General features: G+C 76.1%; 23 protein-coding genes. 16 read left to right on the top strand and 7 right to left on the bottom strand.

The features are described 5' to 3' along the window. Positions 1 to 87: 87 nt before the first annotated feature. On the top strand, positions 88 to 450 hold the full coding sequence (locus WCD58_RS11875) for an Rv2175c family DNA-binding protein (RefSeq protein ID WP_337702981.1): 363 nt from the start codon (positions 88 to 90) through the stop codon (positions 448 to 450). Here WCD58_RS11875 and WCD58_RS11870 read toward each other — a convergent pair. From WCD58_RS11870 to WCD58_RS11855, 4 genes are read right to left on the bottom strand one after another with little or no spacing between them, the layout of a single operon-like run. Then, on the bottom strand, positions 419 to 790 hold the full coding sequence (locus tag WCD58_RS11870; RefSeq protein WP_337702980.1) for a hypothetical protein: 372 nt from the start codon (positions 788 to 790) through the stop codon (positions 419 to 421). The two genes, WCD58_RS11875 and WCD58_RS11870, sit on opposite strands and share 32 nt — an antisense overlap. After that, positions 787 to 1,749: a phytoene/squalene synthase family protein gene (locus WCD58_RS11865; protein ID WP_337702978.1), complete on the bottom strand. Its 963-nt coding sequence runs from the start codon at positions 1,747 to 1,749 to the stop codon at positions 787 to 789. Before WCD58_RS11865 ends, WCD58_RS11870 begins: the two co-directional genes overlap by 4 nt. Then, the gene (crtI, locus tag WCD58_RS11860; protein WP_337702976.1) at positions 1,746 to 3,233 is read right to left on the bottom strand and encodes a phytoene desaturase family protein; all 1,488 of its coding nucleotides are present in this window, start codon (positions 3,231 to 3,233) and stop codon (positions 1,746 to 1,748) included. Before crtI ends, WCD58_RS11865 begins: the two co-directional genes overlap by 4 nt. Positions 3,234 to 3,267: 34 nt before the next feature. Further along, positions 3,268 to 4,416 carry a polyprenyl synthetase family protein gene (locus WCD58_RS11855; protein WP_337702974.1) on the bottom strand — a complete coding sequence of 383 codons (1,149 nt, stop codon included), beginning with the start codon at positions 4,414 to 4,416 and terminating at the stop codon, positions 3,268 to 3,270. Positions 4,417 to 4,548: 132 nt separating this feature from the next. Here WCD58_RS11855 and WCD58_RS11850 point away from each other — a divergent pair, with 132 nt between their 5' ends. Continuing rightward, a complete protein-coding gene (locus WCD58_RS11850) occupies positions 4,549 to 5,436 on the top strand; it encodes a methylenetetrahydrofolate reductase (RefSeq protein WP_337702971.1) in 888 nt (295 codons plus the stop codon). 51 nt (positions 5,437 to 5,487) lie between these two features. Here WCD58_RS11850 and WCD58_RS11845 read toward each other — a convergent pair whose 3' ends face one another. Further along, the gene (locus WCD58_RS11845; protein WP_337702969.1) at positions 5,488 to 6,285 is read right to left on the bottom strand and encodes a DUF3153 domain-containing protein; all 798 of its coding nucleotides are present in this window, start codon (positions 6,283 to 6,285) and stop codon (positions 5,488 to 5,490) included. Between the two features lie 35 nt (positions 6,286 to 6,320). Beyond that, entirely contained in the window at positions 6,321 to 6,932 is a 612-nt protein-coding gene (locus tag WCD58_RS11840) for a GNAT family N-acetyltransferase (protein WP_337702967.1), read from the bottom strand. 326 nt (positions 6,933 to 7,258) lie between these two features. Here WCD58_RS11840 and WCD58_RS11835 point away from each other — a divergent pair, with 326 nt between their 5' ends. Together WCD58_RS11835 and WCD58_RS11830 are read left to right on the top strand one after the other, a co-directional pair. Further along, entirely contained in the window at positions 7,259 to 7,552 is a 294-nt protein-coding gene (locus WCD58_RS11835) for a hypothetical protein (protein ID WP_337702965.1), read from the top strand. A 33-nt stretch (positions 7,553 to 7,585) separates the two neighbouring features. Further along, positions 7,586 to 8,155, top strand: a complete 570-nt coding sequence (locus WCD58_RS11830; protein WP_337702963.1) for an SAV_6107 family HEPN domain-containing protein — start codon at positions 7,586 to 7,588, stop codon at positions 8,153 to 8,155. Between the two features lie 11 nt (positions 8,156 to 8,166). Here WCD58_RS11830 and WCD58_RS11825 read toward each other — a convergent pair whose 3' ends face one another. Further along, on the bottom strand, positions 8,167 to 9,006 hold the full coding sequence (locus WCD58_RS11825; RefSeq protein WP_337702962.1) for a ParA family protein: 840 nt from the start codon (positions 9,004 to 9,006) through the stop codon (positions 8,167 to 8,169). A gap of 94 nt (positions 9,007 to 9,100) precedes the next feature. On the opposite strand from WCD58_RS11825, the gene WCD58_RS11820 reads away from it, so the two are divergent. The 12 genes from WCD58_RS11820 (at position 9,101) to ftsW (ending at position 23,623) form a co-directional block, all read left to right on the top strand. Further along, positions 9,101 to 9,847 carry a class I SAM-dependent methyltransferase gene (locus WCD58_RS11820; protein WP_337702960.1) on the top strand — a complete coding sequence of 249 codons (747 nt, stop codon included), beginning with the start codon at positions 9,101 to 9,103 and terminating at the stop codon, positions 9,845 to 9,847. Next, the gene (gene dinB / locus WCD58_RS11815; RefSeq protein WP_373696220.1) at positions 9,844 to 11,151 is read left to right on the top strand and encodes a DNA polymerase IV; all 1,308 of its coding nucleotides are present in this window, start codon (positions 9,844 to 9,846) and stop codon (positions 11,149 to 11,151) included. Before WCD58_RS11820 ends, dinB begins: the two co-directional genes overlap by 4 nt. A 128-nt stretch (positions 11,152 to 11,279) precedes the next feature. Then, positions 11,280 to 11,681, top strand: coding sequence for an SCO2097 family morphological protein (locus WCD58_RS11810; protein ID WP_337703576.1), 402 nt, complete (start codon positions 11,280 to 11,282; stop codon positions 11,679 to 11,681). A gap of 759 nt (positions 11,682 to 12,440) precedes the next feature. After that, a complete protein-coding gene (mraZ, locus tag WCD58_RS11805; RefSeq protein ID WP_337702958.1) occupies positions 12,441 to 12,872 on the top strand; it encodes a division/cell wall cluster transcriptional repressor MraZ in 432 nt (143 codons plus the stop codon). A 192-nt stretch (positions 12,873 to 13,064) separates the two neighbouring features. Next, a complete protein-coding gene (gene rsmH / locus WCD58_RS11800) occupies positions 13,065 to 14,069 on the top strand; it encodes a 16S rRNA (cytosine(1402)-N(4))-methyltransferase RsmH (RefSeq protein WP_337702956.1) in 1,005 nt (334 codons plus the stop codon). Further along, positions 14,066 to 14,728, top strand: coding sequence for a cell division protein FtsL (ftsL, locus tag WCD58_RS11795; protein WP_337702954.1), 663 nt, complete (start codon positions 14,066 to 14,068; stop codon positions 14,726 to 14,728). The genes rsmH and ftsL overlap by 4 nt, the downstream gene beginning before the upstream one ends. After that, positions 14,728 to 16,644, top strand: coding sequence for a peptidoglycan D,D-transpeptidase FtsI family protein (locus WCD58_RS11790; RefSeq protein ID WP_337702952.1), 1,917 nt, complete (start codon positions 14,728 to 14,730; stop codon positions 16,642 to 16,644). The genes ftsL and WCD58_RS11790 overlap by 1 nt, the downstream gene beginning before the upstream one ends. Positions 16,645 to 16,854: 210 nt before the next feature. Beyond that, the gene (locus WCD58_RS11785) at positions 16,855 to 18,351 is read left to right on the top strand and encodes a UDP-N-acetylmuramoyl-L-alanyl-D-glutamate--2,6-diaminopimelate ligase (protein ID WP_337702950.1); all 1,497 of its coding nucleotides are present in this window, start codon (positions 16,855 to 16,857) and stop codon (positions 18,349 to 18,351) included. Beyond that, complete coding sequence (locus tag WCD58_RS11780) at positions 18,348 to 19,784, top strand: UDP-N-acetylmuramoyl-tripeptide--D-alanyl-D-alanine ligase (protein ID WP_337702948.1); 1,437 nt, start codon at positions 18,348 to 18,350, stop codon at positions 19,782 to 19,784. The genes WCD58_RS11785 and WCD58_RS11780 overlap by 4 nt, the downstream gene beginning before the upstream one ends. Then, the gene (gene mraY, locus WCD58_RS11775) at positions 19,781 to 20,848 is read left to right on the top strand and encodes a phospho-N-acetylmuramoyl-pentapeptide-transferase (protein WP_337702945.1); all 1,068 of its coding nucleotides are present in this window, start codon (positions 19,781 to 19,783) and stop codon (positions 20,846 to 20,848) included. Before WCD58_RS11780 ends, mraY begins: the two co-directional genes overlap by 4 nt. Continuing rightward, positions 20,841 to 22,319 (top strand): UDP-N-acetylmuramoyl-L-alanine--D-glutamate ligase, encoded by a 1,479-nt coding sequence (murD, locus tag WCD58_RS11770; RefSeq protein WP_337702943.1) that lies wholly within the window; start codon positions 20,841 to 20,843, stop codon positions 22,317 to 22,319. The genes mraY and murD overlap by 8 nt, the downstream gene beginning before the upstream one ends. After that, positions 22,316 to 23,623: a putative lipid II flippase FtsW gene (gene ftsW / locus WCD58_RS11765; RefSeq protein ID WP_337702941.1), complete on the top strand. Its 1,308-nt coding sequence runs from the start codon at positions 22,316 to 22,318 to the stop codon at positions 23,621 to 23,623. The genes murD and ftsW overlap by 4 nt, the downstream gene beginning before the upstream one ends. The last annotated feature ends 26 nt before the right edge of the window (positions 23,624 to 23,649 follow it).

The following is a 23,649-nucleotide window of genomic DNA, read 5'->3' as shown; positions in this document are numbered from 1 at the left end:
CGGTCACTCCGGGCCGAGCTCCGCAAGCTCCGTCTCCCCCCGCGCGTGCGGGCTCCGAAAGCGGCGCGCCTCTGGCATGGTGACCGCGTGTCCGAGTCCGCCGTCGCCGCCATCGTGGGACATGACATCGAGGTCGAGACGCTCGCCCAGGTCGCCGAGCGTCTCGGGGTGCCGCGCACCCGCGTCAGCCAGATGATCAAACAGGGTCAGCTGCTGGGGGTGCGGGAGGACGACCGGTGGGTGGTGCCCGCCGCGTTCCTCACCCCGGACGGGGTGGTCAAGGGGCTGCCCGGCACCATCCAGGTGCTCCGCGACGGCGGCTACGCCGACGGGGAGATCCTGCGGTGGCTCTTCGCCGACGACGAGTCGCTGCCGGGCATGCCGATCGACGCCCTGCGCTCCGACCGGGGGCGCGAGGTCAAGCGCCGCGCCCAGGCGATGGCTTTCTGAGGGGCTTCCTGAGCACACCCCGGGTCGCGTCCCCCAGGACGCCGTGGGTCCGCAGGGCCTGCAGGAGCCGGGCGGTGCGCCGCGCGCCGAGCCGCCGGACGAGCGCCGGTGCCAGCGCGGGGCCGGTCCAGGCGCGGACGCGGTCGTCGCCGTCGGTCGAAGTGATCTCGATGAGCGTGGGCACCTCGCCCTCCACGCCGGCCTCCGCCCGCCACAGCGCCACGCGGTAGTCGGCCAGCGGGAGCACGTCGAGGTCCGGCCCCACGGTCGTCGCGACGGTGGCCGCGACGGCCCGGCAGCGCGCGCACGCCGCGTCGAACGCGAGGACGAGCTCGCTCATGCCGACGCGCGGTGCCGCCACCGGGCGCCGACGGCGTGCGCGAGCCGCGGCAGGGCGACCGCCGCCCGCCGCCCGTTGCCGACGGCGACGCGCGTGCGCAGCACGTCGTAGTCGGCGGCCACGATCTCGTCGAGGATGCCGCCGTAGAGCACGTGCGCGGTGCGGACGCAGGGCCGCGACACCGGGTGGAGCAGGGCGATGCCGCGCTCGGCGCGCCGGTACACCGCGCGGGTGCGGGCGACGAGGTGGGCCAGCGCCCGGCGCACCCGGGGGTCGGTGCGCCCGGTGGCCCGGCCGTGCTCGAGCAGGTCGCGGTCGACGCCGAACGCGGCGAGCTCGTCGCGGGGGAGGTAGACGCGCCCGCGGTCGAGGTCCTCGCCGACGTCGCGCAGGAAGTTGGTGACCTGGAAGGCCACGCCGAGGTCGGCGGCGTAGGGCGCGGCCTCCTCGCGGGGCACGACGGTGCCGAGCACCGGCAGCACCTGCAGCCCGATCACCGCGGCGGAGCCGTGCACGTAGCGGGCGAGGTCGTCGAACGTCGGGTAGTCGGTGACGGTGAGGTCCATGGCCATCGAGTCCATGAAGTCCTCGAGGTGGCGGTGGTCGATGCCGTAGCGGGCGACGGTGTCCGCCAGCGCCGCGACCACCGGCTCGCCCTCCGCCACGAGCGCGCGGGGGTCGGTGCCCGCGAGGCCGCGCCGCATGCGGGCCCGCACCTCCTCCAGCCGGGCGGCGACGGCGGGCGGCGTGGCGTCGGCCTCGGGGTCGTCGACCACGTCGTCGGCCATCCGCGCGAAGCCGTACAGGGCGTGGATCGCCGGGCGCTGGGCGGGCGCGAGCAGGCGCGTGGCCAGGAAGTAGGTGCGCCCGTGCGCGGCGTTGAGCGCGCGGCAGCGGGTGTAGGCGTCGCGCAGGGCGGGGTCGGTGACGCCGGCCGCGTCCAGTTCGGTCGTGCTCATCCGGTGATCCGCGCCGCGGCCAGCTTCCCGGACACCAGCACGGTGGGGACCCCGACGCCCGGGGTCGTGCCGGACCCGGCGAGGACGACGTTGCCCTCGCCGCGCACGAGGTTGCCCGCCCGGAACGGGCCGGTCTGGGCGAACGTGTGCGCCGCGGAGAACGGGGTGCCGGCGGCGAGCCCGAGCCGCGACCAGTCGTCCGGGGTGATGACGTGCTCGACGACCGGCTCGCCGAGCTCGATCCCCCGCCCGGCGAGCACGGCGCGCAGCTCGTCGCGGTAGCGCGGCCCGATCCGCTCCCAGTCCAGCGGCGCGCGGTCGCTGTTCGGGCAGGGGGCGAGCACGCTGACCAGCTCGTGGCCCGCGGGCGCGAGCGAGGGGTCGGTGGCCGTCGGGTGCGTGACCAGCAGCGACGGGTCGGACATCAGCCGGCCCTCGGTGATGATCTCGTCGAACGTGCCCGCCCACGCGTCGCCGAACGAGATGGTGTGGTGGCCGAGCCCGGTGCCGGCGGGGACGCCCGCGTGCCACACGTACGCCGACGGCGACCAGCGTGTCGGCACCACACGGCGCGGCGTGCGCCCGAGCAGGCCGTAGGCGACGGGGAGGTCGCAGGTCAGCACGACGGCGTCGGCGGCGAGGCGGTCGCCGTCGGCCCCCGGCTCGCCGGTCGGCGCCGTCCGGATCGCCCGCACCCGCCCGGCGGAGCGCTCCAGGCCGGTCACCGTCGTGCCGTAGCGGAACTCGGCCCCCGCGTCGGCGGCCGCGTCGGCCAGGGCCTGCGGCAGCGCCCGGACCCCGCCCTTCGGGAACGAGACGCCCGCGATCGTGTCCATGTAGGCGATCACGGCGTACGCGGCGAGCGCGCGGGCCGGCGGCACACCGGCGTAGAGCGCCTGGAAGGAGAAGATGCGGCGCAGCCGCTCGTCGGCGAGGAACTTCCCGATCCGCGGGCCGAGCCGCCCGAAGCCGCCCAGCGCGCCGAGGCGGGCGAGGTCTCCGGAGAGCACGTCGAGCGGGGAGTCGAAGTTGGCGTCGATGAACGTCGCCATCTGGACCCGGTAGAGCTCGGTGAGCCAGGCCCGCAGCCGCCGGTAGCCCTCGGCGTCGGTCGCGGAGACCTTCTCGCGAATCTCCTGCTCCATCGCGCCGGGCTCGGTGTGCACGTCGATCGCGGACCCGTCGGCGAACCGTGCGTGGTACGCGGGGTGCAGGTCGACGAGCTCGAGGCGGTCGCCGAGCTTCTCGCCGACCGCGCCCAGGGCCTCCTCGATCAGCTCGGGCATCGTGATGACGGTCGGGCCGGTGTCGAGGCGGAAGCCATCCAGATCCAGGCGCCCGGCGCGCCCGCCGGGGGTGGGGTCGCGCTCGACGACGGTGACCCGCCGCCCCGCGCCGAGCAGGTGCAGGGCGGTCGCCAGCCCGGCGAGGCCGGCGCCCACGACGACGACGTGGTCGGTGGGGGACCGGACGGTGCGGGTCACTTCGCGGGACTCCTGGAGCGGTCGGTCGGGAGGGTCAGCGGGCGCGCCGGGTGGCGGCCACGGCCAGGTCGGCGAGCCGCTCCGGCGCGGGCGCGGCGAGGGCCGGGGCCCCGGCCCCGCGGACGGCGTCGAGCGCCGAGGCGGTGAGGTCGGTGATGCGCCGCTCGACGTCGTCGACGACACCGAGGGCCTGCAGCGCGTCGCGGGCGGCGGCGACGTCGTCGGCGGCGAGGTCGGGCTTGCCGAGGGTCCGCTCGACGACGGCGGCCGTGGCGCGGTCGGGGTGCTGCCGGCTCAGGGCGACGAGCAGGGTGAGCTTGCCCTCGCGCAGGTCGTCGCCCGCGGGCTTGCCGGTGACCGCAGGGTCGCCGAACACGCCGAGCAGGTCGTCGCGCAGCTGGAAGGCGATGCCGAGGTCGCGGCCGTAGTGGCGGAGGGCGCGCACCGTCGCGTCGTCGGCACCCGCGATCGCCGCCCCGAGGTGCAGCGGCCGCTCGACGGTGTAGGCCGCGGTCTTGTAGCGGCTGATGCGCAGGGCGGTCTCGGGGCTGGAGTCCGACGTCGCGTGCCCGCGGACGTCGAGGAACTGCCCGCCGAGCACCTCGGTGCGCATGGCCTGCCACACCGGGCGGGCGCGGGCGATCGCCGCGGGGTCGAGGCCGGCGTCGTGGAGCATGTCGTCGGCCCAGGCCAGCGCCACGTCGCCGAGCAGGATGGCCACCGCGGCGCCGAACCGCGTCGGGTCGCCCGCCCAGCCGTCGCCGGCGTGCCGGGACGCCCAGCGCGCGTGGACCGTGGGCTCGCCACGGCGGGTGGCGGAGTCGTCGATGAGGTCGTCGTGCACGAGCGCGCAGCCCTGGATCAGCTCGAGGGCGCTCACGGCCCGCAGCACCACGCCCGGGTCGTCGAGGCCGCCCGCGGCGCGCCAGCCCCACCAGGCGAACGTCGGGCGCAGCCGCTTGCCGCCGGCGAGGACGAAGCGCGCCAGGTCGTCGGTGGCCTCGGCGAACTCCTCGGCCACGTCGAGGGTGTCCCTGCGGCGGCCGGCGAGGTAGTCCGCGAGCTCGGCGGTGACGGCCGTGGGCAGGTCGCGTTCGAGGGCGTCGAGGTCGTACCGGCCGTCGGTGTCGAAGGGGTCCGCGGGCCCGCTCCCGACCGTCGTCGACGTTCCGCCGACCGTCATACGCACTCTTCCCCTCCGGACGCCTGCGGTGTATGGCACCGAGCGTAGGGGCGGGTGGGCGAACCGGCTGATCGGGCGGTCCCGGTCACAACCGTCCTCCGTGCGAACGCCCTGTCACCGTAGGGTCGACGGATGGCTACTGTGACGGAGCGCATCCAGCGCGGGGTGCCGACGTTCTCGGCGGAGTTCTTCCCGCCCAAGGACGACGAGGGCGAGGCGACCCTCTGGCGGACCATCCGTGACCTCGAGCCCCTGGACCCGGCCTTCGTGTCGGTCACCTACGGCGCGGGCGGCTCCAGCCGCGACCGCACCGTGCGGACCACCGGGCGCATCGCCACCGACACCACGCTGACCGCGATGGCCCACCTCACGGCCGTGGACGCCTCCCTCGACGACCTCCGTCAGGTGATCGGCTCCTACGCCGCGGCCGGGATCAGCAACGTGCTCGCGATCCGGGGTGATCCCCCCGGGGACAAGGACGCCGACTGGGTGCCGCACCCGGCGGGACTGAGCTACACCGAGGAGCTGGTGCACATGGTGCGCCGCCTCGGCGACTTCTGCTGCGGCGTCGCGGCCTTCCCGTACCTGCACCCGCGGTCGATCGACGAGGACTCCGACACCCGCTTCTTCATCCAGAAGGTGAAGGCGGGCGCGGAGTTCGCCATCACCCAGATGTTCTACGACGCCGACCAGTTCCTGCGGATGCGCGACCGCATCGCCGCCGCGGGCTGCGACATCCCGATCATGCCGGGGCTCATGCCGGTGACCACGCCCAAGTCGGCCGAGCGCGGCGCGGACTTCGCGGGCGCCCCGCTGCCCGCGGTCATGTCGGAGCGGCTCGACCCGTTGAAGGACGACAAGGACGGCTACCGCGACGCGGGCATCGACCTGTGCGTCGAGCTCTCGCAGCGGATGTTCGACGAGGGCGTCACCAACATCCACTACATCAGCATGAACCGCTCGCCGGCCGTGGTGGACGTGGTCGAGCGCCTCGGGATCGCGGCGCGGCCCGGCTCCTGACCGCTCCCACCCCGACCCCGCTCCGACCCCGCCCGGTGCTGCCGGGTTGGGTCAGCGGCGTGCGCGGGTGTGCACCTGGGTGCGCGACGACATCGCCAGCACCACCACGATCGCGACGGCGACCGCGACGACCGCGAGCAGCAGCAGCGCCCAGAGGATCCAGGACGGCGCGCTCGGGTCCGGGTAGTCGACCACCGCGTTGACGTCGGTGACGGTGCCGGGCTGGAAGGTCCAGCTGATGACGCCGTTCGCGGCGGTGCCGTCGGTCTGGCGGATCTCGCCGGGGAAGGCGATCTTGAGCTGGACGTCGGAGCTCTCCGGCGTCACGCGCGTCAGGTCGACCTGCCCGGTGACCACCACCCGGTCGCCGGAGCGGCGCATCTGCACGCGGATCGCCTGCCCCGTCGACGGGCTGACCGTCGGCAGGACGCGCGTGACGTCGTCGAAGGTCAGGTCGTCGAAGCGCAGCCGCGAGCCGATGTAGCCGTCCTGCTCGTAGCGCTCGACGGACACGTCGCCGCTGAGGTCGTCGGGCACCTGCAGCGGCGGGCCCGACCCGCCCGGAGCCCCGTCGGGCGTCGCGATGTCGACGACGCCGGACACCCGGTCGTCGGGGGAGACGGCCATGCCCGCGCGCACCCGCACGCACCCGGAGCCCAGGACGCCCACCAGCGCGAGGAGCACGGCGAGCAGGACGAGGGTGCGGCGCGGGCGGCCCCGGCGCGGTCCGGTCGTCGGCGCTGTCGTCGGCACTGTCGTCGGCACTGTCGTCGGCACTGTCGTCGGCGCTGTCCTCGGCTCGGACGTCGTCTCGGGCCCGGCGGTCGGGGCGGGAGCGGTGTCGGGCACCCGCGCATGGTGCCAGGCGACCCCGACGGTCCCGCTCAGGCGCGGCCCTCCGGCGGGCCGGTCGGCCCGGGCGGGTCGAGCGGCAGCGGGCGCCCCAGCACGGCGAACGGGCGCGGGTCGCTGGTGAACCGGTGGTGGCGCAGCACGTCGTGGAAGCCGAGGCGCCGGTAGAGCGACCACGCCCGGGTCGGGTTGTCGGCCTCCGGGGTGGAGAGCAGCACGTGCCGGTCGAGGGGGTGGGCGAGCAGGCGGCGGGCCAGTGCCTCGCCGATCCCGCCGCCCTGGACGTCGGGGCGCACGTGCAGCTCGGTGAGCTCGAAGTAGTCGCCGAGGACGGCCTCGGCCAGCTCGCGGCCCGGGGCGCCGGAGGCCAGCAGGCCGCGGCGCACCTCCTCGTACCACCACTGGCCGCGGGCCCCGGGATAGCCGTAGGCGATGCCCCACAGGGAGCGGTCGGGCCCGATCGCGGCCGCGGCGTGCCAGCCCGCGCGGCGGGAGTGCTCGACCCACATCGGACGGCGCTGGCGCACGGTGCCGGGCGGGTAGCCCATCGCGCGGACGTAGACCGTGAGCGCCTCGTCGAGCCGCGCCGCGAGATCGTCGGGCGTCAGGTCGACGACGGACGCGCGGGCGGGGGCGGCGGTCACCGGCCGGCTCCCGGACCAGCGGAGGCGGGGTGGGGCACCCCGTCATCTCACCACGACTTCTCTCCCCGATGCGGCCCTCGGTCCACCCGTCCGTCGTCCGGTGGAGGGGGGTGCCGCGGTGGTCCCGACACCCCCTCGGGGCGACTTGACGGCGCCGGGCCGAGCGGGTTCACTGGTCGACATCGAACACATGTTCGATAGCTCGGGCGGCGGGGCGGGGGAAGCGCCCCGCCGTCCGGGAGTGCCGCCGGCTCCCCACGGTGGCAGGCACCCACCCGGCCCGAGCCTCGGGCCGGGGAGCACAGAGCCGCCGTGGAGGACGCATCGTGGTTCGCAGTCCCTCGCCGGTCCAGGTCCGCTGCGCGGACGGCGACCCCGTCGAGTTCCATCGCCGCCCGAACCGGCGCGACAGTCACTACCTGGTCACGGAGGTGCGCGAGCGCTGGATCGAGGAGTCGCGGTGGCCGTTCCTGTCGGCCATGCCCGTCGGGGGCGACCGGTGCCGGTGCTGGCGGGTGCTCGCCTGCCGGTCCGACGAGCCCCATCTGCCGCCCGGCGAGTTCGTGCTGCGCATGCGCTCCGGGCCCGGCGTGTGGGATCTGCGCTGGGCCGGTGCCTGACCCCTGCTCGCCCCGCCTCGGAGGAGACCGACCATGACCAGCGCACTCGCGATGCCCGGACTGTTCGACACCACGCCCGACGACGAGCCCGCCGGCTCGCCCGCCCCGGCCCGCCCGACCGCCGTCCCGGCCCCCGCCCCGGGACGCGAGGGCCGTCCGGTGCGCTCCGCCACGCGCGGGGCCACCGGCCGGTCCGCGGAGTCCGCCGCGCCCGCCCCGCCGCCGCCACCGCCGTCGCGCACGGTGGTGCAGCTGCTGGGCGCGGCGCGCGACGAGCTGCGGGCGGCCCAGGCCGCGGACGATCCCGCCGACCGGTTCTGCTCGGCCCACCTCGGGGCGCTGCGCGCGGCCGCGGCCGTCCTCGCTCTGCGGGCGCGTTCGAAGCGCGCGTCGCGGCCCACCGACGCGTGGACCCTGCTCGCCTCGGTGGCGCCCGAGTACGGCGAGTGGGCGGCGTTCTTCGCGGCCCACTCGGCCACGCGCTCGGCGGTCGAGGCGGGCGTGCGGGGGCGCGTGTCGCAGCGTGACGCCGACGACATGGTGCGCCAGGCCGATCTGTTCCTCGCCCTCGTCACGCGCACGGTGGCGGGCCGGGGGCGCTGACGCAGGGCCCGTCAGGCCTCCGGGGCGCGGCGGGCGCGGGCCCGCCCCGTCCGGCCCGAGCGCGACCGGACGATGCGGCCGAGCAGCGAGTCGAACTGGCCCGAGATCTCGCGGGCGCCCGGGGTGTCCCAGCGCTGGATGGGCACGCCGGCGCCCTGGGCCTGCTGCACGGCGCTGCGGTCGGGCAGCGCGCCGGAGAGCACGAGGGGGCCGAACAGCTCGCGGAGCTCGGCGACGCGGAACTCGTGCTCCGAGGACCGCGAGCGGTACTTGTTTACCAGCACGCCCAGCGGCTGGAGGTCGGGGTTGTGCTCGCGCTCGGCCTGCACGGCCTCGAAGGCGCGCTGCACGCCCGAGACGGCGAAGATCGTCGGCTCGGTCACCAGCACCGCGCGGTCGACGGCGACCAGCGCGGACCGGGTCAGCTGGCCCAGCGAGGGCGGGCAGTCGATGAGCACGAGGTCGTACGCCGCGATCCCCGTCTCGGTGGCGTCGTGGCCGTCACGGGGCAGGGCCGCGAGCAGCTGCGCGAGCCGCCCGAGACGGTCGGAGCCGGGGTCGGGGTGGTTGTGGCGCTCGACGTCCTCGGAGCCGACGAGGACGTCGACGTCGTCGCCCCAGGCGCTGGGGGAGATCGAGGTCGCCAGCACGCCCGCCGACGGGCGCTCCATGGCCTGCGCGATCGTCGTCTCGGCCGGTTCGGGCTCGAGTGCCGTCGTCGCGTTGCCCTGGGGGTCGAGATCGACCACCAGGGTGCGCAGACCGGCCCGGAGCGCCGCTCCGGCCAGGCCCAGGACGACGGTCGTCTTGCCGACACCGCCCTTGAGGCTCAGCACCGCCGTGACGTGCACGCGGTGAACGTACCGGCCGGACGCGGAGCCTGCCCGAGCCGGACCGGCGGATCCTGTGGCGCCGAGCACCCGTCACACGTTCTACGGTGTCGCGGTGACCCGTGCCGCGTCGTTCGCCCCGGTCGACGTCGTCGCGCGCACCCTGCGCGTCGAGCTCACCGCGGCACGCTCCCGCCGCGACGGCGCCGCGCCGCGCGTCCTCGACGTCGGCGGGGGCAGCGGCACCTGGGCGGTGCCGCTGGCCGCGGACGGCTGCGAGGTCACCGTGGTCGACTCGAGCGCGAACGCCCTCGCCGTGCTCCAGAGCCGCGCCCGCGAGGCCGGCGTGGCCTCGGGGGTGCGCGCCGTGCAGGGCGACGCGGACGCCCTCGCCGACGCGGTCGGCGACACCGAGGCCGACCTCGTGCTCGGCCACGGGCTGCTCGAGTACGTCGACGACCCCGCCGAGGCGTGCCGAGCGCTCGCCGGCGCCGCCGCCCCGGGCGGCGCGGTGTCGCTGCTCGTCGCCGGGCGCTTCGCCGCCGTGCTCTCCCGGGTCGTCGCGGGCCGGCTGGTCGAGGCGCGCCAGGTGCTCGTCGACCCGACCGGCCGCTGGGGCCCGGGCGACCCGCTGCGCCGGCGCATGGACGTCGAGGAGATCCGCACGCTGGTCGAGGCCGGCGGGCAGCTGGCGGTCGAGCGGGTGCAGGGCCACCGGGTGCTCGCCGACCTCGTGCCCGACGGCGTCCTCGAGTCCGGCTCGTCGGACCCGCTCACCGAGCTCGAGGACATCGCCGCGGGCACCCCGCCGCTGCGCGACATGGCCGCGCGCCTGCACGTCCTCGCCCGGCGGCCGGGCTGAACGGCGCACCCGCCGGGCGCGACGCCGGGTGCGGCGTCCTGCACGTCGACATGGACGCCTTCTACGCCGCCGTGGAGATCCGCTCGCGGCCGGAGCTGAAGGGCCGTCCGGTCGTCGTCGGCGGAGGGCCCGAGCGCGGCGTGGTGCTCTCGGCGAGCTACGAGGCGCGCGCCTTCGGGGTCCGCTCGGCGATGCCGTCGGCCCGGGCGCACCGGCTGTGCCCGCAGGCCGTGTTCCTCCCGCCGGACTTCGGCGCGTACGCCGAGGTCTCCCGCGGGGTGATGGCGGTGTTCCGCGCGGTGACCCCGCTGGTGCAGCCGCTGAGCCTCGACGAGGCGTTCCTCGACGTCTCCGGGGCGCTGCGCCGGCTGCGCACCACCCCGCTGGGCGTCGCCGCGGCGATCCGGGCGGAGGTGGCCGCGAGCCAGGGGATCACGTGCTCGGTCGGCGTCGCGTCGACGATGTTCGTCGCCAAGCTCGCGTCGCGGGTCGCCAAGCCCGACGGCGTGCACCTCGTGCCGGCCGACGGCGTGCGCGCCTTCCTCGACCCGCTGCCGGTCGGCGCGCTGTGGGGCGTCGGCGCGAAGACCGAGGAGGTGCTCGGGCGCCACGGCATCACCACCGTCGCCGACGTCGCGGCCGCGGGACCCTCGACGATGCGGCGCGCGGTGGGGGAGGCGCACGCCGCGCACCTGATCTCGCTGGCGCACGGGATCGACGAGCGCCGCGTCGACCCCGACGGCCGCGAGAAGTCCGCGGGCGCCGAGGAGACCTTCGCCCGCGACCTCGTCGACCCCGCCGTCCGGCGCCGCGAACTGCTGCGCCTCGCCGACCGCGCGGCCCGGATGCTGCGCCGCCGCGGGATGCGGGCGCGGACCGTCGCCCTCAAGGTCCGCTTCGACGATTTCACGACGATCACACGCTCGCGGACCCTCCCGGCGCCCACCGATCTCGCCCGCGACCTCCACGCCACCGCGGTCGAGCTCCTCGACGCGCTCGGGGAGATCGGGCCGGTCCGATTGCTCGGCGTGCGCGGCGAGGGTCTCGTCCCGGCGGACCGCGCGCCCGAGCAGATCGTCCTCGGCGAGCCCGAGCACGGGTGGTCCGACGCCGAGCGGGCCGCTGACCAGGCGCGATCCCGCTCCGGAGTCGCGGCGATCCGCCCGGCGAGCCTGCTCGGCGACCCGGACCCGGACCGGGCGCGCTCGCCCGTGGAGGCCGGCGACCCGGCCCGGAGCGGTCACCGACCGCATCCGCCTGCTTCCCGTGCGACATCGGTCCGGCGCCGAACGGATGATCAGTGACGGCAACACGCCGGTCCGGGTAGTCGGACCGCCGACGGACTCGTAGGATGGTGCTGGGTCATCAGGACGATGCCCGCCAGACCCTGACGGGTCGGGCGAATTTTCCATTCCGGTGCCGGAGGAGAATCATGCCGCTCTCCGAGCACGAGCAGCGTCTGCTCGAGCAGATCGAGCGCGCTCTCTACGACGAGGACCCGAAGTTCGCGTCCACGGTTCGGGGAGGCAAGCTCCGACGCCCGTCACGTCGCCGGCGCATCCAGGGCGTCGCGCTCTTCGTGATCGGCGTCGTGATGCTGGTGCTCGGCGTCGTCTTGTTCAGTACCTCGACGGTGGGGGTCATCGTCAGCGTCGTCGGCTTCCTCGCCATGTTCGGCGGTGCCGTCCTCGCGATCACCTCGTTCGGCGCCCGCAAGAAAGAAGCGGCCGCCGAGGGTGAGGCCGCCGCGCCCGGCGCCGCCGGCGAGAAGGAGCGCAGCCGCTTCACCTCGCGCATGGAAGAGCGCTTCCGCCGCCGCTTCGAGCAGGAGTAGCTCGCCCGTTCTCCGACGCGCCGCCGACCCCCGGGTCGGCGGCGCGTCGTCGTTTCCGCGTGTCCCCCGGGCCTGCCGCAGCGAACGAGCTGTTCGTTGCTTCTCCGCGCGCGAAGTCCCCGGTCGCTCCGCCGGACCCCACCTCGCCCCACGGGGGAGGACGCGAGGGGCACGCTGCGCATGATCGAGAGCGCCGGCGGGGTGCGGGACGTGCCGCTCGCCGGGGGCGCGGCCCGCTTGGGCCGCCTCCCGCCGTGATCACGAGCGCGGTATCCACCTCGAAGGCGCCGGCGAGGTGGACGACGACGCCCCTGATCACGACGCGGGCGCCGCCTCGGCAGGGAGCCGCCGCCGCGGACCCGCCCGCCGAGCCGGCGCGCCCCACCTCGCCCCCACTCCCACCCACCGCCGTCCCCACCTCGCCCCACCGGGCGCGCCACGACCCCCCACCGCGCCCCCCGGGCACCCCCACCACGCCCCCCACCGCGCCCCCGACAGGCCCCCACACCGCCCCACCTGGCGCATCCGCCCTGCTCGGGGCCGGGGGAGAGGCCCGCGAGCGGCGTGTCGGGTCGACCTCCGGGGGCCGGAGCCGTCAGGGTCACGCGCGGTTCCCCCACCACTCCCCACCGTCGCTGACCAGCGAGAACTCCCTCGATCGGGGATCACCGCGCCCGCAGGATGGTTTGGTTGTGGGGCTGGGTGGGGTATGGTGGTGAGCAGTGGGGCGAACGGGGCCGCACAGGGGAGGTGGGCGCCGTGTTCCTCGGCGCCCACACCCCGAGATTGGACGACAAGGGCAGGTTGACGCTGCCCGCGAAGTTCCGTGACGAGCTCGCAGGGGGGTTGATGATCACGAAGGGCCAGGACCACTGCCTCTACGTGTTCCCCCGTGACGAGTTCGAGCAGATGGCCCGCAAGGTGGCCGAGGCGCCGTTCACCGACGAGCGGGTGCGCGCGTACCAGCGCTACCTGTTCGCCGGCACCGACGAGCAGCGTCCCGACTCCCAGGGCCGCATCCCGATCGCGGCCGAGCTGCGTCGCTACGCCGGGCTCGAGCGGGACTGCACCGTGATCGGTGCGGTCAACCGCCTCGAGATCTGGGACAGCGCCGCCTGGGCCCGCTACCAGGACGAGCACGAGGCCGGCTACGCCCAGGCCCAGCAGGAAGTGCTGCCGGGCGTCTTCTGACGCCGACCGCACCGACGACAAGCGAACAGGCGGCGCCCCGCGCGGGGCGCACGGTCCGGTGCCGTGAGGCCCCGGCCCGCAGGGCGACGGCCCTGGCGCACCTTCCCCGGCGCCAGGTCCGTCGATCTGCGGACCGGGACGTGACGACATCGGACATCGGAGCAGTGGCGACGAGTCGGTGGAGGGCGTTCGGTGGACGAGCACGGGGCACGGCCCCCGGGGGACGACCCCGCAGACCCCGCACAGCGTGAGCGTCACGTCCCCGTCCTGCTCGACCGCATCGTCGCCCTCTTCGACCCCGCCCTCGCCGACCGCGACGCGGTGCTCGTCGACGCCACCCTGGGGGCCGGCGGCCACTCCGCCGCGCTCCTTTCTCGGCACTCGAGACTCACTCTTGTAGGTGTTGACCGCGACCGATCGGCGTTGCGGCTCGCGTCCGAACGGCTCTCCGGCTACGCCGAGCGCACCCACTTCGTGCACGCCGTGTTCGACGCGCTGCCCGAGGTGCTCGACGACCTCGGCTACGACGCGGTGCAGGGCGTGCTGTTCGACCTCGGTGTCTCCTCGATGCAGCTCGACGAGGACGAGCGCGGCTTCTCCTACGCCCGCGACGCGCCCCTGGACATGCGGATGGACTCGTCGACCGGTCCCACCGCCGCGGACGTCCTCAACACCTACGCACCCGGCGACCTGATCCGGGTGCTCCACGACTACGGCGAGGAGCGTGCGGCCCGACGCATCGTCGAGGCCGTCGTGCGTGCCCGGCGGCGGGCTCCGTTGCGGACCAGCGCGGAGCTCGTCGCCCTCCTCGAGGACGCCATCCCGGCCGCCGCCCGGCGCACGGGCGGCCACCCCGCGAAGCGCACGTTCCAGGCGCTGCGGGTGGAGGTCAACGGCGAGCTCGACGCCGTCGCGACCGCCGTCCCGGCGGCGGTGGACGCGCTCGCGGTCGGCGGCCGGGTGGTCGTCATGTCCTACCAGTCCCTGGAGGACCGCATCGTCAAGCGGGTGCTCGCCGAGCACACCCGCTCGAAGGCACCGCCGGACATGCCGGTGGTGCGCCCGGAGGACGAGCCCGACCTGCGCCTGCTCACCCGCGGCGCCGAGAAGGCCGACGACGACGAGATCGCCGCCAACCCCCGAGCGGCGTCGGTGCGGCTGCGTGCCGCAGAGCGAGTGCGGGAGGCCGCAGCATGAGCACCGCGACCCTGGCCGAGCCCCGCACGGGGACGAGCACGACCCGCCCGCGGACCGATCCGCGGCGCGAGAGCACGACGCGGACGTCGGCGACGCGCCCGGCCGCGAAGGCCCCGGCGCCCGCCGACCCGCGCTCCGGCGGCACCGCCCCCTTCGTGCTCCTGATCATGGTGCTGCTGACCGGCGGCCTGGTGGCGACGCTGTGGCTCTCCACCGCGGCCGCCGCCGACTCCTACCGCCTCGACGAGTCCCGCCAGGTCGCCCGGGACCTCTCCGAGCAGACCGAGCGCCTGCACCGCGACGTCGCCGCCGCGCAGTCGGCGCCCGCGCTCGCCGCCGCGGCCCGCGCGCAGGGCATGGTGCCCGCGGGGGAGCCGGCGGTCCTGCTGGTCGCGCCGGACGGGTCCTCCCAGGTCGTCGGCGACCCGAAGCCGGCCGAGGCCGCCGCCCCGCCGCCCGCACCCGCCGCCCCCGCGAACCCCGCGAACCCCGCGAACCCCGCGAACTCCGCGAACCCCGCGAACCCCGGCCAGTCCACCGGCGCCCAGGCCGCCACCGACGGACAGCCCGCCCCGGCGCCCGCCGGCGCCGCGGCCGCCGAGGACCACCTCACCGCGGTCCCGAGCCAGGACGACGACACCCCTCGGGCCGGTCGGTGATGGCGCGCGGCGCGCCGACCCTGAGCCGTCCGCCGGCCCGCGGCCCGGGCGGTCGCGCCCCGAGCGGTCGCCGTCCCTCGCCGCCGCCCCCGCCGCCGCGCCGCCCCGCCCGCCGTCCGTCGTCCCGCCCGCCGGACCCGCGGCGCCGGCTGCGCGTCGGCCGGGTGCTGCTGGTGGCCGTGCTGCTGCTGTGCACGCTGAAGCTGGTGGAGGTCCAGGGCCTGCGGGCCGGCGAGCTGTCCGCGGACGCGGCGCAGCAGCGCACCACGCGCCTCAACGTGCCCGCCGAGCGCGGCGCGATCCTCGACCGCTACGGCACGCCGCTGGCGTTCAGCGTCGAGGCCAAGGCGCTCGTGGCCAACCCGCGCCGCATCACGGACGACTGGAACGAGCCGGCCGTCCGCGCCCAGCCGGGCTCGCCGACCCCGGATCAGCGCAAGTCGGCGATCGCGGTCGGCATGGGCCGCATCCTCGGCCTCGACCCCGGCCCGATCTTCGCGTCGCTGACCTCGGACCGCAGCTACGTCGTGCTCGCGCCGCTGGTCGACCCGGGCGCGGCGCGGCAGGTCCGCGAGGCGTTCCCGGAGATCGCCGAGGAGGACCGCGAGTCGCGCCAGTACCCGGCGGGCGACGTCGCCTCGACCGTCGTGGGCAGCGCGTCCTGGAACATGGACCGCCAGAAGATCCGCGGCTCGATCGGGCTGGAGAGCGCGCTCGACACCACCCTCGCGGGCACCGACGGCTTCCGCGTCGTCGACACCGCCGAGGGCAGCGACGCCGTCATCCCCGGCACCACCCGCGCCGAGCAGCCCGCGCAGGCCGGTCGCGACGTCGTCCTCACCCTCGACACCGACCTGCAGTACGCCGTCGAGCAGCGCCTGCGCGACTACACGGCGAAGGTCGGCGCCCGCAGCGGCAGCGCCGTGGTGCTGGACGCCCACACCGGCCAGGTGCTCTCGATGGCCAACTCGGGCGGGTTCAACCCCGCCGCACCCGGGGCCGCCGGCGCCCAGCTGAGCAACCCCTCGGTGACCTCGCCGTTCGAGCCGGGCTCGGTCAACAAGCTCGTGACGATGGCGGCGGCGATCGAGAACGGCGTCGCCCGCCCCGAGGACGTCCTGCAGGTGCCGGGCAGCATCCGCGTCGCCGACCGGACGATCAGCGACGCCTGGTCGCACGGGACGATCAACATGACGCTGAACGGGGTGCTCGGCCGCTCGTCGAACGTCGGCACGCTGATGACCGCGCAGCGCCTCGGCCCGGACCGGTTCAACGCGATGCTCCGTGCGCTCGGGATCGGCCAGCGCACCGGGATCGAGCTCCCCGGCGAGAGCTCCGGATCGGTGCCGGCCCGCGAGGACTGGTCGGGCAGCACGTTCGGCAACCTGCCGATCGGCCAGGGCCTGTCGATGACGACCCTGCAGATGGCGAGCATGTACCAGGCCGTGGCCAACGACGGCGTGCGCGTGCCGCCGCGGGTGGTCGAGGCCGAGGTCGGCGGGGACGGCGTGCGCATCCCGTCGGCGGCGCCGGAGGGGGTGCGGGCGATGAGCCCGGAGACGGCCCGAACGATGCGCGACATGCTCCAGTCGGTGACCCAGAACGGGACCGGCGCCAACCGGGGCACCGGTCCGGCGGCGGCGATCCCGGGCTACCCGGTGGCCGGCAAGACCGGGACCGCCCAGCAGGTCGACCCGGGCTGCGGCTGCTACTCGCAGTCGAACTACTGGATCACCTTCGCCGGCATGTTCCCCGCGCAGGACCCGCGCTACGTCGTCGCCCTGATGCTCGACCGCCCGCCGGGCGGCGACTCCGCGGCGCCGCTGTTCCACGAGATCGGCGCGTACCTCGCGCAGCACGGGGCGGTGCCGGTGTCGACCGCCCCGCCGCGCGAGGTGCCGCTCACCCTGCCGTAGCAGCTCCCCGACAACACTGCGCAGGCCGCAGGGCCTTCACGGAGGCCCCGGAGACGGTGAGTAGCCTGCGCGATCGTGCCCGCCGCACCGCCGAGGACCTTCGACGACGCCGCCGGCCCCGCCCGGGGGCGGGTCGTCGGGGGCGATTCCGGGGGCGCCCCCGACCAGACCGACGCGGGCCCGTTGCGGCCCCGTCGGACGGAGCCCGTGATGATCACTGCCGTGGCCGAGCGCATCCGCTCCGCCCGCCCCGACGACGGGCCGGTGGAGATCGTCGGTGACGACGCCGCCCGGGTCACCGGGGCCACGCTGCGCGCGCAGGAGGTCCGGCCCGGCGACCTGTTCGCGGCGCTGCCCGGCGCCCGGGCGCACGGCGCGGACTTCGCCGACCAGGCCCTGGCGCGCGGCGCGGCGGCGGTGCTGACCGACGCGGCGGGCGCCGACCGCGCGGCCCTGCGCGACGGCGACGTCCCCGTCCTCGTCCACGCCGACCCGCGCGCGGCGATCGGCCCGGCGTCCGCCCTGGTCTACGGCGACCCGTCGACGCGCCTCGACGTCCTCGGCGTCACCGGCACCAGCGGCAAGACCACCACCGTCTACCTGCTCGAGGCGGCGCTCGCGGCCGCCGGCGCGACGACGGGGCTCATCGGCACCGTGGAGACGCGCCTCGGCGGCGAGCGGCTGCCCAGCGCCTTCACGACGCCCGAGGCGCCCGATCTGCAGGCCCTGCTCGCCCGGATGGCCGACGACGGCGCGACGCACGTGGCGATGGAGGTCTCGAGCCACGCGCTGGCGCTGGGCCGCGTCGCGGGCACCGGCTTCGCGGTCGGGGCGTTCACGAACCTGTCCGCCGAGCACCTCGACTTCCACGCCGACATGGAGGACTACTTCGCGGCCAAGGCGCGCCTGTTCGACGGGCGCAGCCGGGCCGAGGTGGTCTGCGTGGACTCGCCGTGGGGTCGCCGCCTCGTGCGCGAGGGTCCGGGGAAGGCCACCGTGACCGTCGGCGCCCCCGACGCCGACTGGCGCGCCGAGGACGTCGTCGCCCTGCCCGACGGCACCCAGCGCTTCACCGTCCACGGCCCCGACGGACTCGTGCTGCCGGTGGCCGTGCGGCTGCCCGGCGCCTTCAACGTCACCAACGCCCTGCTCGCGCTGGCCTGCGGCGCCGCGACCGGGTACGACCCGGCCGTCCTCGCCGGCGGGCTCGCGCAGGTCCGCGTGCCGGGCCGGATGCAGCGGGTCGAGGCCGGACAGCCGTTCCTCGCGGTGGTCGACTACGCCCACAAGCCGGCCGCGGTCGAGGCGCTGCTCGAGACCCTGCGCGCCGGCACCGACGGGCGCCTGCTCACGGTGCTCGGCTGTGGCGGCGACCGCGACCGCGCCAAGCGCCCCGTGATGGGCCGGCTGGGCGCCCAGCTCTCCGACCACCTCTGGATCACCGACGACAACCCGCGCTCCGAGGACCCCGCGGCCATCCGCGCCGAGGTGCTCGCCGGGGCGCGTGACGTCGACGGCGCCCTGGTCGACGAGATCGGCGACCGGCGCGCGGCCATCGCCGCCGCCGTCGCCGACGCGCGGCCGGGCGACGTGGTCGTCGTGGCGGGCAAGGGCCACGAGACCGGCCAGCAGGTCGGTGACGAGAAGCTCCCGTTCTCCGACGTCGACGAGCTGGAGCGGGCCCTGCGGACCGGTGGTCGACCGTGATCGAGCTGACCCTCGCCGACGTCGCCCGCGCCACCGGGGGACGGCTGCACGCCGCCACGGGGGAGGAGCGGGTCACCGGCTCCGTCGAGTTCGACAGCCGCGCGGTCACGGCCGGCGGGCTGTTCGTGGCCCTGCCCGGCGAGCGTGTCGACGGGCACGACTTCGTCGGCGCCGCCCTGGCCAACGGTGCGGCGGGCGTCCTCGCCGCCCGCGAGGTCGACGCGCCGGCGGTGATCGTGCCGCCGGTCCACCAGGTGTCGTCCTCCTACGTCCTCGCGGCCGACGAGAACGGCGCCGGTGCCGGGGTGCTGGCGGGCCTCGCCGCCCTCGCGCGCCACGTCGTCGACCTCCTGACCGCCGACGGGCTGCTCGTCGTCGGGATCACCGGCTCGTCGGGCAAGACGTCGACGAAGGACCTGACCGCGCACCTCCTGGAGTCCGCCGGCGAGACCGTCGCGCCGCCCGGGTCGTTCAACAACGAGCTCGGCCACCCGTGGACCGCGCTGCGCGCCACGCCGACCACCCGCCACCTCGTTCTCGAGCTCTCCGCGCGCGGGCCCGGACACGTCGACGCCCTGTGCCGCGTCGCGCCGCCGCGCATCGGCGTCGTGCTCAACGTCGGGTCGGCGCACCTCGGGGAGTTCGGGTCGCGCGAGGCGATCGCGCAGGCCAAGGGCGAGCTGGTCGAGGCGCTGCCGGCCGACGGCGTCGCGGTGCTGGGCGCCGACGACCCCGTGGTCGCCGCCATGGAGCGCCGCACCGCCGCGCGCGTCGTGCACGCCGGGCGGGCGCCCGAGGCGACGGTGCGGGCGGTCGACGTGACGCTCGACGACGCCGGGCGCGCCGCGTTCCGCCTGGTCACCCCGGCCGGCGAAGCCCCGGTGCGCCTGGCGCTGCACGGCGCCCACCACGTCGACAACGCGCTCGCCGCCGCGGCCGTCGCCCTCGAGGCGGGGCTGGGCGTCGACGCGATCGCCGAGCGTCTCGGGACGGCGGCGCCGCGCTCGCGCTGGCGGATGGAGCTCACCGAGCGCGCGGACGGCGTGCGGGTGCTCAACGACGCCTACAACGCGAACCCCGAGTCGATGCGGGCCGCGCTCGCGACGCTCGGGGCGATGGGCGGGCGGCACACCGCGGTGCTCGGCGTCATGGCCGAGCTCGGCGACGACGCCCCCCGCGCGCACACCGAGATCGGCCGCGAGGTGGCCCGCACCGGGGTGCAGCGCCTGATCGTCGTCGGTGACGGCGCCCGGCCGCTCCACGAGGCGGCGGCGTCGGAGGGCGTCGACTCGCGGCTGGTGCCCGACGCCGCCGCGGCCGCCGAGCTGGTGAGCGCGGGTGTGTCCCCGGGCGACGTCGTGCTGATCAAGGCGTCGCGCTCGGCGGGACTCGAGAAGGTGGCCGAGGCACTGACCACGGGAGGAGCCTCATGAGAGGCGTGCTGGTGGCGGCAGGGGTCGCGCTGGCCGTGTCGATCCTCCTGACGCCGTACGTGATCCGCCTGTTCATCAAGCAGGGGTTCGGGCAGGAGATCCGCGAGGAGGGCCCGCAGAGCCACCGCGGCAAGCGGGGCACGCCGACCATGGGCGGCGTCGCGATCCTCGCCGCGGTGTGGATCGGCTACCTCGCCGCCCACCTCGTCGGCGACGTCGCGATCTCGGCGTCGGCGCTGCTGGTGCTGATGCTCATGACGGCGCTGGGGATCGTCGGGTTCCTCGACGACTTCATCAAGATCCGGCGCCAGCGCAACCTGGGCCTGAACAAGACCGCGAAGCTCGTCGGCCAGTTCGTGAGCGCGGTGGTGTTCGCCGTGCTGGCGCTGCAGTTCCCCGACGAACAGGGCCTGCGGCCGGTTTCCACGAACCTCTCGTTCGTGCGGGACATCGCCGTGGTCGGCTTCGGCGCGGTCGGGTTCGTGCTGTTCTGCTACCTGATCGTCACGGCGGCCTCGAACGCCGTGAACCTCACCGACGGGCTCGACGGCCTCGCCGCGGGCACGTCCGCGATGGTGCTGGCGACCTATCTGATCGTGTCGTTCTGGCAGTTCCGCAACGCCTGCGGGGTGCAGATCGAGGCGGGCTGCTACCAGGTCAGGGACCCGCTCGACATCACCCTGGTGGCGGCCGCGGCCATGGGGGCGTGCATCGGGTTCCTGTGGTGGAACGCCGCGCCCGCGCGGATCTTCATGGGCGACACCGGCTCGCTCGCGCTCGGCGGGCTGTTCGCCGGCCTGGCCATGGTGACGCGCACCGAGCTGCTGCTGGTCGTGCTCGGCGGCGTGTTCGTCGTCGAGGCGCTGTCGGTGGTCATCCAGGTCGCGGTGTTCCGGACGACGCGCCGGCGGCCGTTCCGGATGGCCCCGTTCCACCACCACTTCGAGCTCGCGGGCTGGGCGGAGACCACGGTCATCATCCGGTTCTGGCTGCTCGCGGCGATCTGCTGCGCGCTGGGGCTGGGCCTGTTCTACAGCGAATGGCTGGCGGCGTCGGGTGGCTAGCTGGACGCGGAGCGAAGCCGGAGCCGGACCATCGAGCTGGCCGGAGCGCCACGTCCTGGTCGCCGGGGCCCGCCGGACCGGCATCTCGGTCGTCGACGTGCTGCTGCACCTCGGCGCGACCGTGACCGTCGCCGACGGCGACCCGGCCCAGCTGGACACCCTGGGCGAGCGGCCCGTCGCGCGGACGCAGGACATGGCGTCCGTGCCCGACGGGGTCGACCTCGTGGTGACGAGCCCCGGCTTCCGCACCGACTCGCCCCTGGCGCTGGCCGCGCGGGCGGCGTCGGTGCCGATGGTCGGCGAGCCCGAGCTGGCCTGGTGGCTGGGCGAGGACCCGGCGGTGTGCCCGGACGGGCCGCCGCGCTGGCTCGCGGTCACCGGCACCAACGGCAAGACCACCACGACGACGATGCTCGAGGCGATCCTGCGCGCGGCGGGGGAGGACACCGTCGCCTGCGGCAACATCGGCCTGCCCATCCTGGACGCCCTGCGCGCGGGACACCGGGTGCTCGCCGTCGAGCTCTCCAGCTTCCAGCTCGAGTGGTCGCCGTCGGTGCGCCCGTTCGCGGGGGCGGTGCTCAACCTCGCCGAGGACCACCTCGACTGGCACGGCTCGATGGCCGCCTACGGCGCGGCGAAGGCCCGGGTCCTGCGCGGGGAGGTCGCCGTCGGGGGCCTCAACGACCGCGAGGCGGCGGCGCTGCTCGTCGCCGCGCCGGCGCCGCTCCACGTCGGCTTCACCCGCGGCGAGCCGGCGCCCGGCGAGCTGGGGATCGTCGACGGGCACCTCGTCGACAGGGCCTTCGGCGACCGGGTCCGGCTCGCGGCGGTCACCGACGTCGCGCCGCCCGGCCCGCCCGGCGAGGCCAACGCGCTCGCCGCCGCCGCGCTCGCCCGCGCGCACGGCGTGTCCCCGGAGGCCGTCGCGGCCGGGCTGCGCGCGGTCGCCCCGGGTCCGCACCGCGGGGCCGTCGTGGCCGAGGCCGGCGGGGTGCGCTGGGTCGACGACTCCAAGGCCACCAACCCGCACGCCGCCGCGGCCTCGCTCGCCGCGCACCCGAGCGTGGTGTGGGTGGCGGGCGGCCTGCTCAAGGGCGCGGACGTCACCGACGTCGTCGTGGCCCACCGCGGGCGGCTCGCCGGCGCGGTCGTGCTCGGCCGCGATCGCGCGGTCGTGGCCGCGGCGCTGGCGCGACACGCCCCCGAGATCCCCGTCCTGGACGCGGGCGGGGGCGACGATGGGTCCGTGAGCGAATCCGAGCCCGGCATGCTGGCCGCGGCACGGGCCGCGGCGACCCTCGCGCGGCCCGGCGACACCGTGCTGCTCGCCCCCGCGGCGGCGTCGATGGACATGTTCCGCGACTACGCCGCCCGCGGCGACGCGTTCGCCGCCGCGGCGCGCACGGTGGCGGGCGGGGTGGGCGCGCACGGCGCGGCCAGCCCCGACGTCGAGACCTCGCCGAGCACGTGAGCGCGCCGGCCCGCGGTCCGGGCCGGTCGGGTCGTGCGGGGCGGGGTCCGTCCCGCCCCGGCGTCCTCGCCGCCGCCCGCACGGCGCTGCACCAGTGGCTCGAGCGCCCGCTGACGTCGCTGCACCTCGTGCTCGCGGTGTTCGGGCTGCTCACCGCGCTCGGGCTGGTCATGGTGCTCTCGGCGTCGGCGGTGTCGGCCTACGCGGCGGGCGGGTCGTCGTACGGGGTGTTCCTCCGCCAGGCCGCGTTCGCGCTGATCGGCCTCGCCCTGTTCTGGCTGGGCCTGCGCGTGCCGCCGCGCAGGCTGCGGGCGGCGAGCCCCTGGCTGCTCGCCGGCTGCCTGGTGCTGCTCGTGCTCGTGCTCGTCCCCGGGCTGGGCGCGGTGGTCAACGGGTCGCGCAGCTGGTTCCGCGTCGCCGGGCTCTCGCTGCAGCCCTCCGAGCTGACGAAGATCGCGCTCGCGCTGTGGGGCGCGCACGTGCTGGTGCGCCACCGCCCCCACCCGAAGACCTGGCGGGCCGCGCTCATGCCGCTGCTGCCGGTGTCGCTGGGCGTGCTCGGGCTCGTGCTCGCGCAGCCCGACCTGGGCACCACGGTGTCCCTGATGATCATCGTGTTCGCGCTGCTGTGGTTCGCGTGCGCGCCGCTCGGGCTGATGGCGTTCATCGTCTCGAGCGGTGTCGTCGCCTCGGTGGTGCTCGGGGTGGTCGCCACCTACCGGCAGAGCCGGATCACCGCGTTCCTCAACCCCGAGGCGGCCGATCCGCTCGGCCCGGCCTACCAGGCGCGGCAGGCCCTGTACTCGCTCGCCGACGGCGGCCTGTTCGGCGCCGGCCTCGGCCAGGGCCGCGCGAAGTGGGACTACCTGCCCAACGCCGACAACGACTTCATCTTCGCGATCATCGGCGAGGAGCTGGGGTTCGTCGGGGCCGCGGCCGTCATCGCCCTGTTCGCGACCCTCGCCTACGTCGGCCTGCGGATCGCCGTGCGCAGCGTCGACCCGTGGATCCGGGTGGTCGCCTCGACGCTCACGGTCTGGCTGGTCGCGCAGGCGTGCATCAACATCGGCTACGTCGTCGGCCTGCTGCCGGTGACCGGCATCCCGCTGCCGCTGGTGTCCTCGGGCGGCACGTCGCTCGCGCTCGCGCTGCTCTCGGGCGGCCTGCTGGCGAACTTCGCGCGCCACGAGCCGGAGGCCGCGCGGGTGCTGCGCGCCCACGGCCAGGGCCGCCTCGCCCGCACGCTGCGGCTGCCCGAGCCGGAGGTGGCGTCGCGGCCGGCGTCCAGGGGAGGGGGCCGGTGACGGCCCGTTCCGGCGGCCCGGACCAT

It is taken from the genome of Actinomycetospora flava (genome assembly GCF_037400335.1).
Taxonomy (GTDB): Bacteria; Actinomycetota; Actinomycetes; order Mycobacteriales; family Pseudonocardiaceae; genus Actinomycetospora; species Actinomycetospora flava.
The sequence above is the reverse complement of the archived record's forward strand: the minus strand, read 5'-3'. Positions and strand labels throughout refer to the sequence as shown.

What these genes read in the sequence shown, in the direction of transcription:
- WCD58_RS11870 (WP_337702980.1), bottom strand. Translation starts at nt 790, where the DNA reads ATGAGCGAGCTCGTCCTCGCGTTCGACGCGGCGTGCGCGCGCTGCCGG.
- WCD58_RS11865 (WP_337702978.1), bottom strand. Translation starts at nt 1,749, where the DNA reads ATGAGCACGACCGAACTGGACGCGGCCGGCGTCACCGACCCCGCCCTG.
- WCD58_RS11855 (WP_337702974.1), bottom strand. Translation starts at nt 4,416, where the DNA reads ATGACGGTCGGCGGAACGTCGACGACGGTCGGGAGCGGGCCCGCGGAC.
- WCD58_RS11850 (WP_337702971.1), top strand. Translation starts at nt 4,549, where the DNA reads ATGGCTACTGTGACGGAGCGCATCCAGCGCGGGGTGCCGACGTTCTCG.
- WCD58_RS11830 (WP_337702963.1), top strand. Translation starts at nt 7,586, where the DNA reads ATGACCAGCGCACTCGCGATGCCCGGACTGTTCGACACCACGCCCGAC.
- WCD58_RS11810 (WP_337703576.1), top strand. Translation starts at nt 11,280, where the DNA reads ATGCCGCTCTCCGAGCACGAGCAGCGTCTGCTCGAGCAGATCGAGCGC.
- ftsL (WP_337702954.1), top strand. Translation starts at nt 14,066, where the DNA reads ATGAGCACCGCGACCCTGGCCGAGCCCCGCACGGGGACGAGCACGACC.
- WCD58_RS11790 (WP_337702952.1), top strand. Translation starts at nt 14,728, where the DNA reads ATGGCGCGCGGCGCGCCGACCCTGAGCCGTCCGCCGGCCCGCGGCCCG.
- WCD58_RS11785 (WP_337702950.1), top strand. Translation starts at nt 16,855, where the DNA reads ATGATCACTGCCGTGGCCGAGCGCATCCGCTCCGCCCGCCCCGACGAC.
- mraY (WP_337702945.1), top strand. Translation starts at nt 19,781, where the DNA reads ATGAGAGGCGTGCTGGTGGCGGCAGGGGTCGCGCTGGCCGTGTCGATC.